This is a genomic window from Streptomyces sp. NPDC056144 (assembly GCF_042264145.1).
Lineage (GTDB): Bacteria > Actinomycetota > Actinomycetes > Streptomycetales > Streptomycetaceae > Streptomyces.
In genome coordinates, this window is the sequence record NZ_JBHJVF010000001.1 from 734,260 (window position 1) to 750,606 (window position 16,347).

At 73.3% G+C, this 16,347-nt stretch carries 13 protein-coding genes and 1 tRNA gene; 11 read left to right on the forward strand and 3 right to left on the reverse strand.

Annotated features, from left to right (window positions below; all coding sequences use genetic code 11):
• Positions 1-5: 5 nt before the first annotated feature.
• The 3 genes from ACFC0Z_RS03165 to ACFC0Z_RS03175 all read left to right on the forward strand — a co-directional run bounded on the left by ACFC0Z_RS03165 (position 6) and on the right by ACFC0Z_RS03175 (position 2,162).
• Positions 6-1,274, forward strand: a complete 1,269-nt coding sequence (locus ACFC0Z_RS03165) for a TerD family protein (protein WP_376432152.1) — start codon at positions 6-8, stop codon at positions 1,272-1,274.
• Between the two features lie 116 nt (positions 1,275-1,390).
• Positions 1,391-1,681: a hypothetical protein gene (locus tag ACFC0Z_RS03170; RefSeq protein WP_376432154.1), complete on the forward strand. Its 291-nt coding sequence runs from the start codon at positions 1,391-1,393 to the stop codon at positions 1,679-1,681.
• A 166-nt stretch (positions 1,682-1,847) separates the two neighbouring features.
• Positions 1,848-2,162, forward strand: coding sequence for a hypothetical protein (locus ACFC0Z_RS03175; RefSeq protein ID WP_376432155.1), 315 nt, complete (start codon positions 1,848-1,850; stop codon positions 2,160-2,162).
• A gap of 12 nt (positions 2,163-2,174) precedes the next feature.
• On the opposite strand, the gene ACFC0Z_RS03180 is transcribed toward ACFC0Z_RS03175, so the two are convergent.
• Complete coding sequence (locus tag ACFC0Z_RS03180) at positions 2,175-2,675, reverse strand: VOC family protein (protein WP_376432157.1); 501 nt, start codon at positions 2,673-2,675, stop codon at positions 2,175-2,177.
• A gap of 166 nt (positions 2,676-2,841) precedes the next feature.
• Here ACFC0Z_RS03180 and ACFC0Z_RS03185 point away from each other — a divergent pair, with 166 nt between their 5' ends.
• The 6 genes from ACFC0Z_RS03185 to ACFC0Z_RS03210 all read left to right on the forward strand — a co-directional run bounded on the left by ACFC0Z_RS03185 (position 2,842) and on the right by ACFC0Z_RS03210 (position 10,313).
• The gene (locus ACFC0Z_RS03185; RefSeq protein ID WP_376432159.1) at positions 2,842-4,137 is read left to right on the forward strand and encodes an aminotransferase class V-fold PLP-dependent enzyme; all 1,296 of its coding nucleotides are present in this window, start codon (positions 2,842-2,844) and stop codon (positions 4,135-4,137) included.
• On the forward strand, positions 4,122-5,462 hold the full coding sequence (locus ACFC0Z_RS03190) for an extracellular solute-binding protein (protein WP_376432161.1): 1,341 nt from the start codon (positions 4,122-4,124) through the stop codon (positions 5,460-5,462). The genes ACFC0Z_RS03185 and ACFC0Z_RS03190 overlap by 16 nt, the downstream gene beginning before the upstream one ends.
• 2 nt (positions 5,463-5,464) lie before the next feature.
• A complete protein-coding gene (locus ACFC0Z_RS03195) occupies positions 5,465-6,484 on the forward strand; it encodes a carbohydrate ABC transporter permease (RefSeq protein WP_376432163.1) in 1,020 nt (339 codons plus the stop codon).
• Positions 6,481-7,368 carry a carbohydrate ABC transporter permease gene (locus ACFC0Z_RS03200; RefSeq protein WP_376432165.1) on the forward strand — a complete coding sequence of 296 codons (888 nt, stop codon included), beginning with the start codon at positions 6,481-6,483 and terminating at the stop codon, positions 7,366-7,368. The genes ACFC0Z_RS03195 and ACFC0Z_RS03200 overlap by 4 nt, the downstream gene beginning before the upstream one ends.
• Positions 7,369-7,372: 4 nt before the next feature.
• Positions 7,373-9,217 (forward strand): glycoside hydrolase family 36 protein, encoded by a 1,845-nt coding sequence (locus ACFC0Z_RS03205; RefSeq protein WP_376432167.1) that lies wholly within the window; start codon positions 7,373-7,375, stop codon positions 9,215-9,217.
• Between the two features lie 67 nt (positions 9,218-9,284).
• A complete protein-coding gene (locus ACFC0Z_RS03210) occupies positions 9,285-10,313 on the forward strand; it encodes a LacI family DNA-binding transcriptional regulator (protein WP_376432169.1) in 1,029 nt (342 codons plus the stop codon).
• 7 nt (positions 10,314-10,320) lie between these two features.
• On the opposite strand, the gene ACFC0Z_RS03215 is transcribed toward ACFC0Z_RS03210, so the two are convergent.
• A complete protein-coding gene (locus tag ACFC0Z_RS03215; RefSeq protein ID WP_376432171.1) occupies positions 10,321-10,989 on the reverse strand; it encodes a DUF2278 family protein in 669 nt (222 codons plus the stop codon).
• A gap of 172 nt (positions 10,990-11,161) precedes the next feature.
• On the opposite strand from ACFC0Z_RS03215, the gene ACFC0Z_RS03220 reads away from it, so the two are divergent.
• Both ACFC0Z_RS03220 and ACFC0Z_RS03225 read left to right on the forward strand, forming a co-directional pair.
• A tRNA-Leu gene (locus tag ACFC0Z_RS03220) sits at positions 11,162-11,249 on the forward strand.
• A gap of 186 nt (positions 11,250-11,435) precedes the next feature.
• On the forward strand, positions 11,436-13,424 hold the full coding sequence (locus tag ACFC0Z_RS03225; RefSeq protein WP_376433430.1) for a TerD family protein: 1,989 nt from the start codon (positions 11,436-11,438) through the stop codon (positions 13,422-13,424).
• 32 nt (positions 13,425-13,456) lie between these two features.
• Here ACFC0Z_RS03225 and ACFC0Z_RS03230 read toward each other — a convergent pair whose 3' ends face one another.
• Positions 13,457-16,171 (reverse strand): FAD/NAD(P)-binding protein, encoded by a 2,715-nt coding sequence (locus ACFC0Z_RS03230; protein WP_376432173.1) that lies wholly within the window; start codon positions 16,169-16,171, stop codon positions 13,457-13,459.
• Positions 16,172-16,347: the final 176 nt, after the last annotated feature.

A 16,347-nucleotide genomic window follows, 5' to 3' on the forward strand; every position in this document is an offset into this window, starting at 1 on the left:
GGACCATGATCAAAGGAAAGAACGGCTGGGTGCCGTCCGTACCGCTGCGGATCGCCGTGCGGGGCGGGGGACTCGACGCCATGGCGCTGCTGCTCACGGAGCACGGCACCGTCCGGGGCGACGCGGACGTCGTCTTCCACGGCGCACCCGCGCATCCGACCGGCACGGTCCGGCTGACCGAGGGGGACGCGGCGGCGGGCACGTCCTGGCTGGAGGTCGGCCTCCCGACGGTCGAGGCGGGGATCACCCGCGTCCTGGTCGTCGGCTCGACGGAGCACGGCACGATGCGGGACGTGGCGGGTCTCGGCGTGGAGGCGTACGCCCCCGACGGCGCCTCGGTCGCGCGGTACGAGGTGACGGACGGCGCCGGGGAGACGGCGATGGTCCTGGCCGAGCTGTACCGGCGGGACGGCGGATGGAAGTTCCGGGCCGTGGGCCAGGGCTGGGCGAGCGGGCTCGCGGGGCTGGCGACGGACCACGGGGTGGACGTGGCGCGGGAGGCAACGCCGACGGCTCCCGCCGTGCGGACACCGCCGCCCGCCCCGGCCTTCGCGCCGCCGCCCCCGGCCTCCCCGGGCTACGGCCCGCCGCCGGCGTACGGCCCGCCGCCCGGCTACTTCCCGCCCCCTCCGCCGCAGGCAGCGGCCCCCGTTCCGGCCCCCGTCCCGACGCCCGCCCCGGTCCCGTGGCCGTACGGTCACGTCTTCGCCCCGCATGTCCTGACCGGGCGGTACAACGACGTGATCTCCGTACCCGGCCTGCCCCCGGGGCCGGTCGTGGTCCAGCTGGAGATCCAGGGCCGCGGCTACACCGGCCTGTACGTACTCGACCACCGCAACAAGGAGTCCGAGGACGTCGACGACCTGGTCAGCAGCACCGAGGACGACTTCCAGGGGCGGATGCTCGCCACCGTGCCCGCCAACGGGAACCTGCGCCTGCGCCTGGAGGCGGAGGGGCCGTGGCGGCTGGAGGTCGCACCGCTGGCGTCGGCGCCGGTGCTGACGGAGGCCGAACTGGCGTACGGGGGGCCGGAGGTGCTGCTGCACACGGGCGGTCTGGCCGACCTCGTGATCGACTACCGCGCCGACGGCCTGTTCATCGCCAACATGTACGAGCTCCGCGGGCACCACGACCCCACCACCCTGCCCGAGATGGAGGACCTGGTCTGCGAGTCCGGGCCCCGGCGCGAGACGGTGCCGTTGCCGGCGGGGCCGCTCATCGTGCAGGTCGAGAGCGCGGACGGGCCGTGGAGCGCGCGGCTGCGACGGGTGTAGAGCCGTCGGCCGCGACGCGGCGAGGAGGGTCGGCCCCGACGGAATCGGGGTCCCCTGTTCGGCCGTCAGGAGGGGCGGCGGCCGTGTCCGTCGGGTCGCCGTCCCGTTGTGAGGGTGTGATTTCGACACGACGCATCTCCGCCGTCCTCGCCCTCGCCGCCGCCGTCTCCACGCTCGGCGCGACCGCGGCGACCGCCGCCCCGACCAGCCCGCTCGGCCCGCCGATCAACCCCGTGACCGAGCTCGACGCCGTCACCACGATGGGCATCCCCGAGGAGTCGCGCGGTCAGTTCCCCGGTGTCGCGCAGCAGTTGGGCGGGCTGAACGGCGTCAACGAGCTGCACCAGCTCACCCAGCTCACCGACCAGGCCTCCTTCGCGACCGGCCTGCTCCCCGAGATCTCCTGACCCCACCGCCCCCGCCCGCCCGTCTCCCTCCCCACCCCCGGCACCGTGCGTCGCCTCCCCGGCGCGGCACGGTGCCGCGGCCGTTCTCGGGCAACCTTTCCGTGCCCGGGGAGGTCTCCGTTCCCGAGGCCCCGGATCGCCCGAGGCCCCTGGCCGCGGAGGATCCATGACCTTCGACGTGAACGAGCCCCAGACGGTCCGGGACGCACGCCTCGAAGCCGAGCGCGCCGAGGGCCGGGCGCGCCGCCGGGCCGCGCCGGTCCACCTGCGCGACGCCCACGCGGGAGCGGCCCTCGTGACCGTCGCCTTGATCGTCCTCGGCGTGTTCGGCGCCTTCCCGGCGTGCGGGATCGTGGCGGGCGCCTTCCTGCTGTTGTTCCTCGCCGCCCTGACCGGGGTGTACGTCGACACGGACCACGGACGCCACGCGTGGCGGCGCGCGTACGCGATCACCTTCGGCTGGCTCCCCTACGGCTTCTGAGCCGAGGCTTCCTCAGGCCGCCACCCCGCCCCCGCCCCCGCCCCCGCCGCCCATCGCTTTCATCGCCTCCGTCGCCCGGCGCTCCATCTCCTCGTCGGAGACGTCCTCCACGTGCGTCGCGATGTTCCACCGGTGGCCGAACGGGTCCTCCAGCTGTCCGGTGCGGTCGCCGTAGAACTGGTCCTTGACCGGCTGGAGTTCGCGCGAGCCCCGGGCGAGCGCCTTGGCGAACACCGCGTCGACGTCCGCCACGTACACGTGCAGCGTGACGGGCGTGCCGCCGACCGCCTTGGGGGAGCGGAAGTCCATGCCGGGGTACTCGTCCGCGAGCATGACGACCGAGTTGCCGAGGGCCAGTTCGGCGTGGCCGATCGTGCCGTCGGGCGCCGGCATCCGCATGCGCTCGACCGCGCCGAACACCGACACATAGAAGTCGATCGCGTCCGCCGCCCCGTCGACGCAGAGGTACGGCGTGATGCGCGGGTACTCCTTGGGGATGGGCTGTACGGCCACGGGACTCCCACCTTCCGGTCGGGGCGACGCGGGGTCGGTGCCGTCACCTCTTCCCATCGTCCGGGAAATCTCTCCGCCAGACCTCTTGTCGGGGTGGTCCGTTCTCCCTAATGTGAACCTTCAAATCCAGGGAGTGCCACGCGCCTGGCCTTTTGAGGAACATATTTTGAACGATCAAATTACCGATCACCTCCCTCCGCCGGGACCTGCCCCCGGCTATCTCGACCATGCCCGGATCGGCCCGATCAGCCGCTCGGCCGTCGCCGCCTCCGCCGCCGCGACCGCGCTGGCCACCCGCGCCGCCCCCGCCGACGTCGACCGGCTCTTCGCCCTCGGCGACGCCGCCCGCGCCTCGGCGGCCACGCTCCTCCGCGCCGCACCGCACGAGGTCGCCCTCGCCCCGTCCACCAGCAACGGCCTCTTCACCGTCGCCGCCGCGCTCCGGGGCCCCGGCACCGTGCTCGTCCCCCGGAACGAGTTCCCCGCCAACCTCTACCCCTGGCTCCGCTTCGCCGGCCGCGGCGGCCCCGACGTCCGCCTCGTCGACCCGGTCGGATGGCGCCACATCACCCCCGACCAGCTGCGCCGCCACCTCACCCCCCAGGTCACCGCCCTCACGGTGAGCGCCGTGGACTCCCTCACCGGGTACGTGGCTCCGCTCGCCGACCTGAAGGAGGTCCTCGGCCCGGACCGGCTCCTGATCGTCGACGCGATCCAGGGCCTCGGCGCCGTCCCGCTCGACACGGACGCCGTGGACGTCCTCGTCAGCGGCGGCCAGAAGTGGCTGCGGGCCGGCTGGGGAGCCGCCCTGCTGATGATCCGCGACCGGTGCGCCGAGCGCCTCGCCCCCGGGCTCGGCGGCTGGGCGGGGGTCGAGGACCCCTTCGCCGGGCACCATCCCGCGCCGCCGCTGCCGGGCGCCGCCGCCCACCTGGCGACCAACCCGGACTTCCCGGCCGCCGCGGCGATCGGCGCGGCCGTGGACGAGCTGCTCGGCCAGGGTGGCCCGGCCGCCGTGGGGACCCGCATCCGGGCCACCCTCGCCGAGCTGCTCGACCGCGCCCGGCAGGCCGGGGCGGAGGTCCTGCTCGACGGGATCGCCTACGGGGAACGGGCCGGCATCGGCACGTTCCGCCTCCCCGGCCACGACTCCGCCACCGTCCACCGGGCCCTCGAAGCCGCCGGGGTGGTCACGACGCGCCGCGGCGAGTGGATCCGGCTCTCGCCCCACGTCTCCACCCCGGCCGTCGCGGCGGACCTGCTCGCCGACGTGCTGCACACGCTTTCCGGCCGCGCCCGCACCACCCGCACCACCGTCCCGGCGACCGGCGACACCACCAGTACCACCAGCACCACCAGCAGGACCGGCACCACCGTCCCGGCGACGTCCGGCGACATCACCCTCACCCCGCCCACCAGCGACACCACCCGCACCCAGGAGCCGTCATGTCCCACCACCTGAGCCGTCGACAGATGCTTCACCTCACCACCGCGGCGGCCGCCGGACTCGGTCTGGCCGCCTGTGGCAACAACGGCGGCGCGGGCGGCGGCGACGACGCCGGTGCCGACGGCGACAGCGGCAAGATCACCGTCTGGAGCTGGACCACCGCGGCCCAGGCCCTGCGCGGTGTCGTGCCCGACTTCGAGAAGGCCAACCCCGGCATCAAGGTCGACGTCCAGGACCTCGGCAACCCCGCCATCTGGGACAAGATCACCGTCGGTCTCGCGGCCGGCGGCAAGGGTCTCGGCGACGTCCTGCACATCGGCGTCGACTACCTCCCCGGCTACATGGAGAAGTTCCCCAAGGGCCTCGCCGACCTCTCCAAGCTCGGCGCCGACACGTACAAGGACGCGTTCGCCGAGGGCCTCTGGCCGACCACCATCGGCAAGGACAAGGCCGTCCACGCCCTGCCCTGGGAGGTCAACCCGCTCGGCCTCTTCTACCGGAACGACTACTTCGAGAAGGCCAAGGTCGACCCGGCCTCCATCACCAGCTGGGACGACCTCATAGCCGCCGGACCGAAGATCCGCGCCGCCACCGGCGCCCAGCTCATCGGCCTCGACAAGCCCGGCACCACCCAGGACATGGACTTCTTCCAGAACCTGATGCAGCTCCAGGGCGCCTTCTACTTCGACCAGGAGGGCAAGGTCACCCTCGCCTCCGACGAGGCCGTCAAGGCCATGACCATCATCAAGCGCCTCAACGACGCCGGCCTGATGGCCGACACCGCCGGCACCGGCACCGGCAAGCGCCTGCTCAGCCAGGGCAAGCTCGCCTGCGCCCCGTACCCGGCCTGGGCCATCGAGTACCTCTCCTCCAACTACGCCGCGCAGAGCGGGAAGTGGCGGGTCATGGAGCCGCCGGCCGCCGTCCCCGGGGGCAAGCGCAGCGTCATCGTCAACTCCACCTTCCTGACCGTGTCCGCGACGAGCCCGCGCCGCAAGGCCGCCTGGCGCTTCATCGAGTACGCGCTCACGCAGTCCGCCCCGATCAACAAGATGTTCGCCGCGGGCGGCGTCTTCCCCGCCCTCAAGGCGGCCTACGACGACCCGAAGTTCGACGCGCCGAACCCCTTCTACGGCGGCCAGAAGGTGCTGCGCTCCTTCACCGACTCGCTCGCCAAGGGCTCCGAGGCCACCAACTTCACCGGCGACTACAGCCGCGCGCTCAAGTTCGCCAGCGACGCCCAGAGCCAGGTCCTCGTCAAGGGCGCCGACCCGGCCGACGCGCTCAAGGCCGCGGCCAAGCAGCTCGCCCAGCAGACCGGCCGGCAGCAGGCGGCCTGACCATGTCCCTCGCACCGTCCGAACGAGCCTCCGAGGGCGGGACCGCGACCGCCCGGGGGGCCGGTGTCGCCACCGGTCCCTCGGGCCCCGCGGGGGCCGGCACGCCCGGCACCTCCGGCGCTCGTGGAGCCCGCCGGGAGGCCGCCCGCCCCGCCCGGCGCGCCCTCCTGACCCGTACGTCCTTCCCGTACCTGCTGATCATGCCCGCCGTCCTGGGCTTCGCCGTCTTCAAGGCGTACCCCATCGTGGCCTCGTTCTGGATCAGCCTCACCACCGGAAACGGCGACGAGACGACGTTCTCCGGTCTCGCCAACTACCGCCGTCTCGTGGCCGATCCGCTGTTCTGGACCGCGCTCAAGAACACCGGGCTCATCCTGGTCGTCCAGGTGCCGCTGATGCTCGGCCTCGCCATGCTCGTCGCCCTCGGCCTCAACTCCGCCAAGGTGTGGCTGCGGCCCCTGTGGCGGCTCGGCGTCTTCGTCCCGTCCCTCACCGGCCTCGTCGCCGCCGGCGTGATGTTCTCCGTCATCCTCAACCGTGACGCCGGCCTCATGAACTGGGTGCTCTCGCTCGTCGGCATCGACCCGGTGAACTGGCTCGGCAGCCCCGCCTGGGCCCGCGTCGCCGTCGTCCTCGTCATCACCTGGCACTACACCGGCTACAACGCGGTCATGTACCTCGCCGCGCTCCAGGGCATTCCCAAGGAGCTGTACGAGGCCGCCATGGTCGACGGGGCCGGACCGGTCCGCCGCTTCTTCTCGATCACGCTGCCCCAGATGCGGCCGATCCTCCTCCTCACCGTGGTGCTCTCCACGATCGGGACGCTCCAGCTCTTCGACGAGCCGTACGTCCTCACCGGCGGCGGCCCCGACAACTCCACCCTCACGGTGACCATGTACCTCTACAACAACGGCTTCAAGTACTTCGACTTCGGCTATGCCTCGGCGCTCGCGTACGCGCTCGCGCTGATCGTCTCCGTCCTCGGCATCGTCCAGGTCCGGATGATGGGGGAGCGCCGATGAGCACGACGACGACCAAGGCGCCCACGACACCCACGGCACCCACGGAGACGGTGAAGCCGCACAAGCCGCGGAAGCCGCGCGGAGTGATCCTCACCCTGCTCCTCGCCGCCGCCTTCGGGCTCTGCGTCGGCCCCTTCTACTGGCTCGCCATGGCCGCGACCCAGGCCAACGAGGACGTCTTCTCCTGGCCGCCGAAGCTGCTCCCCGGCGGTCACCTCATGGAGAACCTCCGGGGCCTCCAGGAGTCCGTCGGCCTCGACCGCGTCCTCCTCAACACCGTGATCGTGGCGGGCGTGCAGACGATCGGCGCCGTCACCGTCTCGGTCCTCGCGGGGTACGCCTTCGCCAAGTTCGAGTTCCGCGGACGGAACCTCTTCTTCGTCCTGCTGCTCAGCACCCTCGTCATCCCCGACACGGTGATGCTCATCCCGATCTTCCAGATGATGATGGAGATCGGCCTGATCGACTCGTACCAGTCGATCATCCTGCCCGGCCTCGTGACCCCGTTCGGCATCTTCCTCATGCGCCAGGCGCTCAAGTCCATGCCGGACGAGCTCCTCGACGCGGCCCGCGTCGACGGCGCCGGGGAGCTGCGGGTGCTGTGGAAGATCGTCCTCCCGGTCAACCGGCCGATCATCGCCGCCCTCGCGCTCTTCGTCTTCCTCGGCGGCTGGAACCAGTTCGTCTGGCCGCTGATCGCGCTGCGCAGCCCGGAGATGTACACGCTCCCCGTCGCGACGGCGACCCTCCAGGGCCTCGCCACGACCAACTACGCGCAGGTGCTGCTCGCCAGCGCGATCGCCGCCATCCCCGTGATGGCCCTCTTCCTCGTCCTGCAACGCCAGTTCATCTCCGGCCTCCTGGCCGGTGCCACCAAGGAGTGACCCCGTGACCACCGCCCCGCAGCCCGTCCCGGCGTGGCGCCCGCACCACCCGGCGGACGCCACCCCCGACATCGTCGTCGAGCGACAGCTGCCCACCGGCCTGACGCTCCCCGAGGGCACCCCGCTCACCCTCCACCTCACCGGCCTCGGCGGCGAGGCCTGGGAGTCGTCCGCCGTCGCCGTCGCCGACGGCGTGGCCCTCGTCGAGATCACGGCCAAGGAAGAGCTCACCCTCCGCGCCGAATGGCGGGTCCCCTGTCTCGGGGCCACCGCCTACTGGACCCCGAACACCGACGCGACGCGCTGGCTCCCGCCGTCCTGGATCGTCCCCAAGACCGTCTCCCTCGCCCTCGGCGCCCCCGTCGCCAGCCTCGTCGGCACCGGCGACCGCGCCCTGTGCACCGCCGCGGCGGGCGAGACGAGCGCGCCCGTCCGCGTCGGCGCCGGAGTGGTCGAGGAGAGCGGCGAGTTCGCCTTCACCGTCGAGCAGGACCTCACCCCGGACGGACCGCCGCTGCGGATACGGATCGACCTGAGCGGCCGGCACTTCGCGACCACCCTCAAGGACGTCGCCGACTGGTGGGCCGAGGGCACCGGACACCCCGGCGTCGCCCCCGCCGCCCGCATGCCCGCCTACTCCACCTGGTACAGCCTGCACCAGAACGTCGACGCCGCGACCGTCGAGCGCCAGGCGGCGCTGGCCGCCGAGATCGGCTGCGACAGCATCATCGTCGACGACGGCTGGCAGACCGCCGACCGCGCTCGCGGCTACGGCCACTGCGGCGACTGGGACGTCAACACCGAGGCCTTCCCCGACATCCGCGCGCACGTCGCCGAGGTCCACCGCCTCGGCCTCGCCTACCTCCTCTGGTACGCGATCCCCTTCATCGGCCGCCACAACGAGGCCTGGGACCGCTTCAAGGGGCTCACGCTCCGCGAGGTCCCGACGATGGACGCCGCCGTGCTCGACCCGCGCCACCCCGCCGTGCGCGAGCACCTGATCGAGAAGATCTCCCGCGCCGTCGAGGAATGGGGCATGGACGGCGTGAAGATCGACTTCGTCGACCTCTTCGCGGTCCCCACCCCGCCGCCCGCCCCCGAGGGCGCCGACCACGCCACCGTCCACGAGGGGGTACGCGCGCTGCTCGCGGGCCTCGACGACCGGCTGCGCCGCGCGAAGCCCGACGTCATCGTCGAGCACCGCCAGCCGTACGTCAGCCCGGGGCTGTGGCCGTACGCCACCATGGTCCGCGCCACCGACTGCCCGCTCAGCCCCTCCGAGAACCGCCAGCGCACCGTCGACTGCCGGCTCGTCGGGGGACCGCTCGCCGTCCACGCCGACATGATCATGTGGCACGCGGCGGAGACGCCCGAGGCGATCGCCGTCCACCTCGTCAACGCGCTGTTCTCGGTGCCGCAGATCTCCGTGGACCTCGGGACACAGACCCCGGACCAGCTCGCCGCGCTCCGCTTCTGGCTGGGCGTCTTCCGCGAGCACGCCGACGTGCTGCAGACCGGGGCCCTGGAACCGGCACGCCCCGAGCTCGGCTACCCGCAGGTCGTCACGCGCTCCGCCGACGGCCGCACCACGATCGTGGCCCGGTACGCGCCGCTGCCCGTGGCCGTCCCGGAGCGGAACGGCACCGGTGCGGGGGAGCTCCTGCTCGTCGCGAACGCGGACGCCGACACCACCCTCCTCCTGGTCTCCGAGGGACCGGAACAGGCCCTCGCCCGTGTCCAGGACTGCCGTGGTGAGATCCTGTCCGAGACCGTGCTCGACCTCGTCGCCGGCGTGAACCCGGTGACCGTTCCGACCGGCGGACTGCTCACCCTGACCCGCGAGCGCTGACCGACGGCGGGCCGCGGGCGGGCCGTCCACCGCCCGCAGCCCGCCGACCACCGCACACAGAGGACAGATGACCGCTCGACAGGTGACCATCGAGGACGTCGCACGCACGGCGGGCGTCTCCCGCCAGACCGTCTCGAACGCCCTCAACGCCCCCCACCGCCTGCGCGCCACCACCCTCGCCCGGGTCACGGCCGCCATCGACGAGCTCGGCTACCAGCCCGACCAGTCCGCCCGCAGCCTGCGCACCGGCACCCGCAAGGTCTTCGGCTACCCGGCGCCCGCCGACAACCCCGCCGACCCCAACCCGCTGATGGGCGGCTTCCTCCAGGCCCTGGTGAGCGCCGCCGACGCCGTGGACCACCGCATCCTGCTCTTCCGCTGCGACCCCGCGCGCGGTGCGGGCGCGGTCGCCAAGTCCTTCAACGGGCTCATCGCCGGCCGCCAGGTCGACGGCTTCGTCCTCTCCGACGTCGTCCACGACGACCCCCGGGTCGACGCGCTCACCGAGGCGGGCGTCCCCTTCGCCGCGTTCGGCCGCACCGCCCCGGGCCGCCCGCAGAACTGGGTCGACATCGACTCCGCCGAGGCCACCGCGACCCTCGTCGCCCGCCTCCTCGGCCAGGGCCACCGACGGATCTGCTTCGTCAACTCCGCCGCCACCCTGCCCTGGCTCGCCGACCGCCGGGCCGGTTTCCTGCGCGCGGCGGCCGCGGCGCCCGACGGCGCCTTCGAGATCGGCGTACCCGACGACGACCCGGCCGCCCTCACCGACGCGATCCGCCGCCTCCTCGCCGGCCCCGACCGTCCGACGGCCCTGGTCTGCGTCAACGACTGGCTCGCCCTGACCGCGTACCAGGCCGTGCGGTCGGCCGGCCTCACCGTCGGCACCGACGTCGCCGTCACCGGCTTCAACGACTCACCGGTCTGCACGGTCCTCCAGCCCACGCTCACCAGCGTGCGCCTCCCGCTCGCCGACATCGCCCACGCCCTGGTGGACCGCCTGATCACGGCCGTCGAGAACCCGGCGTCGGCCCCGACCAGCGGCCTCCTGCTCCCGGCGGAGCAGGTGGTCCGCGAAAGCACCCCGACGCGCTAGAAGCGCGTCAGACGGGGTGCCCGTCGGCGTCCGTGGCGGCCGCCTGGCTGGAGAACCGGTTCAGGAAGACGTCGTACCGGCCGTCGTCACGCCGGGCGAGGGTCGCCCCGTCCTGCCAGATCCCGTTCTCCGGCCACCACTGGGAGCCCACCGGGTCGCCCTGGTTCTGATGCACGTTGTGCATCCCGAGATCGCCCTCGGGATCGTCCGTGAACGGCTCCCCGAAGACGAGCACCCGCTGCCCCGGCACGAGTACGCCCTCCAGCGCGGCGGCGGCGTCGACGTTCGACCCGGCCTCCCAGGGCCGCGACCCGAACAGTTCGAGCAGCTCCCGGAGCCAGGACGGCGGACGCCGCTCGAACAGCACTCCGGTGTGGTCCACGAGCTCGGGATGGCGCAGGTAGTCCAGGGCGCCGGAGAACGCCGTGGAATCCAGCTCGTGGTACCCGGGCCCGAACGCGGCGACGGGCCCGAGGGCGCGCGCGTCCACGGTGAAGGACTTCCACCGCACCCCCACGTTGGACTTGTGACTGTCGACGTCGACCGCGCAGTGGTACCGCCCGAGGGGCGCGTCCACCTCCAGATTGACGTGGAACCAGCGGCCCTGGTTGTCGGGCTCGTCGCGGTAGTGCCGGTGGAGCGTCCCCACCAGCACGCCGTAGTGGTCGAAAGGCATGGCGGAAGTGCACCAGCGATCCACTTCTTTCGACACGATTCACCCCACTCCCTCCCCGTATGCTCCACTCAACCGCCCTGACCACGGGAAACGTGGTCGAACAACACCCCGAAGGCCTGGTAGATTTCTCTCTGTCGCCGCGAGGGAAACCCCGCGAAACGACAGACACCTTGTCCGGGTGGCGGAATGGCAGACGCGCTAGCTTGAGGTGCTAGTGCCCTTTATCGGGCGTGGGGGTTCAAGTCCCCCCTCGGACACCACCTGGTAGCCCACGGGCTATCGCGAAGTCCTGGTCGAGACACCGTCTCGGCCAGGACTTTTTGCTGTTCTCGGCACGGCCGCCCGGAGTGAGTGGATAGGGTTCACCGCACAATCATCACGGCGGCCGGGCCCCCTGGGGCGGGTGCTGCACCGGCCCGGATCCTGTGGGGGGCCACATGCTCGAGATGGTCAAGGGCGCGAACGTCGGACTGGACACGCTGAGCGAGAGCGCCGCCTCGGTGATGGTCAGTCTCTCCTGGAGCAGTACCACCGGGGACGCGGACGCGGACGTGTCGGTCCTGCTGCTCAACGAGGACGGCAAGATCCGCGACGACTCCGACTTCGTCTTCTACAACAACCCGACCGCCGCCGACGGCAGCGTCCAGCTGCTCGACAGGAGGCCGGCGGCCGGCGGCAACGAAGACCGGATCAGCCTTGACCTGAACGCCGTTCCCTCGGACGTCCACCGCGTCGTGGTCGCCGCCAGCCGTGACGCGGGCGCCGCGTTCGGCGACCTCGAGGATCTGCGCGTCACGATCGCCGACAGCACCGGCGAGGCGCTCCTCAGCTTCTCCGTCGCCGACGCCGGCGCGGACAGCGCCGTCATCTTCGGCGAGCTCTACCGGAGGAACGACGCGTGGAAGTTCCGCGCGGTCGGCCAGGGCTACGGCACCGGACTCGCCGGACTGGCCACCGACTTCGGCATCGACGTGGACGACTCGCCGGAGGAGACGGCCGAGGTCGCCGTCCTCGACACGGACGACACCGAGATCGCGGCGGCCGAGGCGGCCCCGGTGGTCGTTCCGGCGCAGGCGTCGCCCCGGTCTCCGGAGCCGGAGGCGGCCTCTCCGATTCCCCGGCAGCGGCCTCGTACGGCGAAGAAGAAGGTCACCCTCCCCAAGGCCGCGCAGCCGTCGCTCGCCGAGAAGGACGACTGGCGTCTGGCGCGGCTCTTCCCCGTGCCCTCGCTGAAGAGCGACCGGGAGCGCGAGGTCCGGGCCACCTCCGTCCTGCTGTCCGTCATGGCTCAGGTCCCGGAGTTCGGGCGCCGTCTGACCGTTCCCTTCGGCGCCCCGTCCGGCCGTACGGAGACGTTCACCGAGGTGACGCTGCCGCACGGCGAGACGCCCCGGCGACCCGACGGCGTCATCCGGGTCGAGCGCGCGGGCAAGATCTGGACCGCTCTGGTCGAGACGAAGACCAACGGCAACCCGCTGAAGCAGGAGCAGGTCCAGGCGTACATGGACATCGCCGCCCGCCGCGGCTACGAGGCCGTGATCACCCTCTCCAACGACGTGGCCCTCGACGGCGTGCCGCTGGTCCACGTGAAGACCGACGGGCGGCGCAAGCACAAGGTCGCCCTCTGGCACCTGTCCTGGGCCGAGGTCACCCACCAGGCGCAGATGCTGATCCGTCACGACGGCGTCGGCAACGCGGCCCACGCCTGGCTCCTCCAGGAACTGCTGCACTACCTCCAGCACGAGCAGTCCGGCTGCCACGGCTTCCAGAACATGGGCCCGTCCTGGGTCCCGACCCGCAAGGGAGTCGAGGACGAGACGCTCGCCCGCGGCGATCAGCGCGCCGTCGAGGTGGCCGAGAACTGGGAACGTCTGATCCTCCAGATCTGCCTGCGTCTCGGCGGCGAACTCGGCCGCAAGGTGCTCCCCGTCCAGCGCACCCGCCGGGGCACCGGCCCCGACGCCCGGCGTGCCGCCCTGGCCGACTCGCTCTGCGAGCAGGGCCGGCTCCACGCCGAGATCCGCATCGACGGTGCCCCCGGGGCCACCGGCATCACCGCCGATCTCCGCACCGGCAAGCTCCGCACGTCGATCGACATTCCGGTGCCCGCGTCCGGCTACCCGCTCACCTGGGCCAAGCGTCTGGTCCGCCAGCTCGCCGACGCCCCCGCCGACCTGCATGTCGAGACCCTCCTCGACGGCGACGCCGCGGGCCCCCGCGGCACCCTGGCCCACCTCCGCCCGGAGCCCGGCGACCTCCTCCCCAAGGACGGCTCCCGGATCACCGGATTCCGTCTCTCCCTCCGCAAGAGCCTGGGCAACACCCGGGGCAACGCCGACAGCGGATTCATCCGCAGCGTGGACGACGCCGTCGACCGCTTCCACACCGACGTCGTCGCGCGCCTGGAGAACAGGCCGGTCCGCGGCCGGGCCTGAAGGGTGCCCGGCGGACTGAGACGCGCGTCGGGTCAGGAGGTCAGGCCGGACAGGCGGCGGGTGTCCAGGGGGGAGGCTCGGCGGTCGAGGCGTTGTTCCAGGAGGCGGCGGGCCGGGTCGCTCTGGCCTGCCTTCAGGAGGGCGTAGAGGAGGGTCTCCTCCACGACCTCGCGCTGGGCCGCGCTGCCGCCGACCCGGCGGAGGTTCGGGAGGAGGGCGCGCAGGCCGGTCGCGGCCGTCGACCACTCCTCTTCGAGTACGGCTTCCAGGGCGCTGCACAGGGGCACGACGACCTCGCGCTGGACCGGGTCCGCGCCGGACGCGTGGGTCCTCAGGCGGCGCAGGGCCGGGAGGTCGCCGGCGGCCGTGAGGGCGACGGCGCTGTGCAGGGCGGTGAACGCGGTCGCCGGGCGCTCCACCAGGTCGCGGGTGACGGCGTCGAGCACGCCGTCGACCGGGACGCGGCCGGACCAGTTCTTCGACATCCGCGCCCGCCACAGGAGCGAGCCCGAGTCGACCAGGGCCCGTACGCCGTTCACCTGCCCCGGGGCGAGCTGGGCGAACCAGCGGCGGCGGACGGCGGCCGTGTCGTCGAGGGCGAGTTCGTGCAGGGCCACGTGCCAGGAGAAGTGCGCCCGGTGCACGGCGCCCCGGCCCCGGCCGCCGATCCAGCCGTCCAGCCACTCGCGGCCGACGCGGTGCGCGCCGGACTCGTAGTGGACGTGGGCGAGGGCGTGCACCGCGTGCCCTGAGGCGGGCTCGGCGGCGAGTGCCGCCCGCGCGAGGTCGCCCGCCTCGTCGATCCGGCCTTCCTCCTGTCGTACGAAGGCGAGGAGGGAGGTGTGGAACCAGTGGCCGTCGTAGGCGGGGGCGGTGCTCTCGACGAGCCGGAGGGCGAGGCTGCCGTCGAGGTCGCCGACGCCCGCGAAGGCGATGGTCGGGACCGCGATGCCGAGCGCGAACGCGTCGCCGGGGAAGCGGGACAGGTGGTCGACGAGCGCCGTGTCGCCGTCCGCGGCGGCCCCGGGGGAGGCGTGGCCGTGGATCCGGCGGGTCACGACGTCGACGAACGAGCGCTCCCGCTCGTCCGCCCGCTCGCGCACGCTCCGCTGGGCGTCGGCCAGCGCCCGGGCCGCGTCGACGTCCGCGCCGCCTTCGTGGCCGAGCAGCGCGAGGGCCGCGTGGCCGAGCGCGAAGCCCGGGTCGAGTTCGACGGCGCGGGTGAACGCCTCGGCCGCCTTGGCCCGTACCGTGATCACCCGGCCGAGCCCGCTGCGGTACGCGGCGGCCGCGGCCGCGTGGGTCGAGAGCGACAGGCCGAACTGGTCCGTCGGGCGGCGGCGGGCGGTGGGGCGCGAGGCCTGGGGGAGCGAGGTGAGGACGGCCTCGGCGACCGCCTTCGCCTGGACGCGGATCTCGGGGATCGCCGTCGTCTCCCACAGCTCGCCCCGGCGCGGCGAGCCCAGCGTGAACAGGCGCCGGTCCGTCCGGCCCTCGGCGTCGCGGAGCCGCCCGTCGGCCGTCGCGACGCCGATGCCCAGGGGCCCGGGCACCGCGAGTCCGTCGGCGAGGAGGCCGCCCCACAGGGGGTCGCCGCCCGCGTCGGCCCGCAGCCCGGGCCCCGTACAGTCCACGACCCACGCCACGTGCACCTCACGGCCGTCGGCGAGCGAGACGGTGAGCCCGCCGTCCTCGCGCGGCGCGGCGGACGCGACCCGCCCGGCGTGGATCCGCAGGCGGCGGGCGGCCCGCGCCCGGGCGATCACCTCGGCGGTGGAGGGGGCCATCCGATGCCGGTGGACGTTCCATCGGGTGGCGTCGCGGCCCAGGAACTCGGCCCGTTCTTCGTCCGTCAGCCCTTCCCAGAGCCGGCCGATCCAGGGGCGTACGCCGTCGAACGCGGGCCGCCAGTCGCCGTGGAGACGGCGGGTCTCGGCGACGTACCGCGTGAACTCCCGGCGCAGGCGCGCGAAGGGGAGGGCGGCGAGGTCCCGCGGCGGCGCGACGGCGGGCAGCGGGGCGAGCGCGTGCGGCTGCGGCAGCAGACCGGTCCGCGACACGGCGTGCACGGTACGGCCGGGCCGGTCGAGGAGCAGCGCGAGGTCGACGGCGGTGAGGCCGGTGCCGACGAGGAGGACGTCGTCCGTGTCGGCTACGGGGTCCAGGGCCCCGGGCGCCCAGGGGCGGGCCACGAACCGGTCGGACGCCGCGAGCGCGGCCGGGGCCCATTCGGCGCGGCCCTTCGCCGGGCCGGTGGCGAGGACCACGCTGTCGGCCGTCACGCTCCCGCCGTCGGCGAGCGTCAGCTCGACGCGCCCGGCGGCGGTCTCGGAGCAACGCGTGGCGCGCGTACGGAGACGGCGCACGGACACGGTGCCGTGCGCGGCGATGATGGCGCGGCCCAGGGTGTCGGCCAGGTAGGAGCCGTACCGGTGGCGCGGCGCGAAGTCCCCGGCGGTGACGGTCGACTCGCCGTGACAGGTGAGCCAGCGCTGGAAGTGCCCCGGGTCGTCGGGGTAGCAGCTCATGCCGCCCACGGGCACGTTGAGCCGGTGCTCGGGCGCCGGGGTGGAGTAGGCGACGCCCCGGCCGGCCTCGGGGGCCGGGTCGATGAGGACCAGATCGAGCGGGCTGCGCCGCCGGGCCGCGGCCTCGCAGAGCTGGATGGCGACGAGCGCGCCGGCCGCGCCGGCACCGACGACGGCCACGGTCGCGCGCGACCGGGTCGTGGGGGATGGGGCTGACACGGCGGCGGACGCCACGGGTACCTCCGGAGCGGACGGAGTAGCGGGAAGGAGCGACGTTGTTCACTATGTCGATGAACAAAGTGGATGGGCAACGCCGGATTCGGACAAGGGCGTGAAGAGGTGATCGGGGAGGCGTGCGGGAGCCCGCCGACTGCCGCTCGGGCGAACCCCTGTGA

What these genes read in the sequence shown, in the direction of transcription:
- ACFC0Z_RS03165 (WP_376432152.1), top strand. Translation starts at nt 6, where the DNA reads ATGATCAAAGGAAAGAACGGCTGGGTGCCGTCCGTACCGCTGCGGATC.
- ACFC0Z_RS03175 (WP_376432155.1), top strand. Translation starts at nt 1,848, where the DNA reads ATGACCTTCGACGTGAACGAGCCCCAGACGGTCCGGGACGCACGCCTC.
- ACFC0Z_RS03190 (WP_376432161.1), top strand. Translation starts at nt 4,122, where the DNA reads ATGTCCCACCACCTGAGCCGTCGACAGATGCTTCACCTCACCACCGCG.
- ACFC0Z_RS03195 (WP_376432163.1), top strand. Translation starts at nt 5,465, where the DNA reads ATGTCCCTCGCACCGTCCGAACGAGCCTCCGAGGGCGGGACCGCGACC.
- ACFC0Z_RS03200 (WP_376432165.1), top strand. Translation starts at nt 6,481, where the DNA reads ATGAGCACGACGACGACCAAGGCGCCCACGACACCCACGGCACCCACG.
- ACFC0Z_RS03210 (WP_376432169.1), top strand. Translation starts at nt 9,285, where the DNA reads ATGACCGCTCGACAGGTGACCATCGAGGACGTCGCACGCACGGCGGGC.
- ACFC0Z_RS03215 (WP_376432171.1), bottom strand. Translation starts at nt 10,989, where the DNA reads ATGCCTTTCGACCACTACGGCGTGCTGGTGGGGACGCTCCACCGGCAC.
- ACFC0Z_RS03225 (WP_376433430.1), top strand. Translation starts at nt 11,436, where the DNA reads ATGGTCAAGGGCGCGAACGTCGGACTGGACACGCTGAGCGAGAGCGCC.